This is a genomic window from Microcoleus sp. B6-A1 (assembly GCF_036705085.1).
Taxonomy (GTDB): domain Bacteria; phylum Cyanobacteriota; class Cyanobacteriia; order Cyanobacteriales; family Microcoleaceae; genus Microcoleus.
The window spans coordinates 1-1,677 of record NZ_JAUBTU010000186.1; the positions used below are offsets into that span (position 1 = coordinate 1).

The 1,677-nt window shown below is 37.8% G+C and carries 1 protein-coding gene and 1 pseudogene; one reads left to right on the forward strand and one right to left on the reverse strand.

Annotated elements, in window-relative coordinates:
• Positions 1 to 912: pseudogene (locus QUB11_RS31060) on the reverse strand (hypothetical protein); the annotation flags it as partial.
• A gap of 532 nt (positions 913 to 1,444) precedes the next feature.
• On the opposite strand from QUB11_RS31060, the gene QUB11_RS31065 reads away from it, so the two are divergent.
• The coding region (locus QUB11_RS31065) for a hypothetical protein (protein ID WP_333257847.1) at positions 1,445 to 1,677 on the forward strand (233 nt) is incomplete at its 3' end.

The following is a 1,677-nucleotide window of genomic DNA, read 5'->3' on the forward strand; positions in this document are numbered from 1 at the left end:
CATCGCCTTAGTTCCTTCACAAGTTTGGGTTGCATAACTAATATTTCGTCGCTGCACGATTGTTCTAGCAGCTAATTCGGCCGGGTTATTATGTAAAGGTAATTCCGGATGCTCCAAAACTAAAAGCAACTGAGATATTTTACTCAAAGTTAATTTTTTTCGTTCATCTAATTGTTCATAACCAGTTAGACTGCCAAAAATTTCCAAAAAATTTGATTTGAGTCTGAGCTTCTCTAACCCAGATGGAGAGTTTTTGTAAGCTAATAATTCTCGGTAGTAATCCCAAAAATCATCAAGAAACTTGTCTAACTTTTTTTGATGACAAGTAACAAATGGACTTAACTTTTTATAATGTCTTGCTTCATGCACCCAACATAAAGATAAATCATCTGTGAGTAATTTAAACTGGGGTGCATCATCAGTCACCAGAGTTTTTATTACCGGAATCTGGGATTGCTGAGCATAAAAAGCAATCGCTGCTGCCTCTAAAATCCTGGTACGATGTTGAGAGCCTACAGAACCCAGATTTTGATTCAGCAAGGAGTTAAACTCATCACCCTTCAACGGAATTTCTTGAGGCAATCCTTTAATTTGATGGCTCCACTTCTGGGGTACATTGAACTTATCTAATAGCTGGTAAGTAAGTGGAGATAGAATAAACTCAAGTTCTCGGTTGTTCTGTAATACTCCAAGTACGCTTAATCGGTCTTTTCTTAAAGTTGTAGAATAAACTGTATATAATGGGTTGCAAATTATATTTGTAGTGTGAGTTACTCCTTTAACACGCGCACTTGTTTGGTCTAAGTGTTGCCAAGGGCTACTTGCTAATCCGGATACATACACTTCGTTAAATTCAGATTCAAAATTTGATGAATTTTTCACCAGCAAATTTGATAAATAACCGGCTGACATTGAAATCCCCATATTGCTTAAAAAATCTAATAGCTTCCCGCATCGTCATGTTTCCCCCGTAATACAGGCTCATAACTAACGCTTTTATTCCCGGGCCAAACTCCCCATCATATCCGGATGGTAACGATGCTAAGTATGTTTTCTTTTCTGAAGGTGAGTAATACTTCTCTTTCCGAAATAACACGTTATCTGTTTTCAGTAAAATGTCTTGAACTATTACCTCTTCATAACCCTTAAATTCTGAATCGAATGGTAGTTCTGCTTCAGGATACTCCAGGATTTTTTCTCGGTCAATTTTGACCAGAGCATTTTTACTACTTTTAATGTGCTTTTTTGGTGCTTTTCGCTCTTTTTCGGATGAGTAGTTCTCTTTTAACTTTTTCGCTCCATTAGCTTTGACCTCTGGTTTGCCTTGTTCTCCTTTCCGGCGATTGTTTTCGTCTTTTAATCTTTGATTTTCTGACCTGAATTCTCTGGTTTCTGCTTGTAATTGCTCGCATTATGTTCAGCAATATGGACACTGTACGACGCAATGATTCGTCAGCAATCTCAGATGGCTCAATGCTTTGCAGTAAGGTCTCTACTAATTGGTCAGCAGATGTTTTTTGCGTCATGCTTTATATTCTACCATGCTCTTCGTATTTGTGAACCTTCTTTTTTGCTGTTACCCCTATTTATTGAGCGGATACTCCAAATTCAACCAAGTAAAAAAAAGGGGATTTCTTGTGCTTCTAGTCGCTGGAATTTTGGGACAGCGCGACGAAT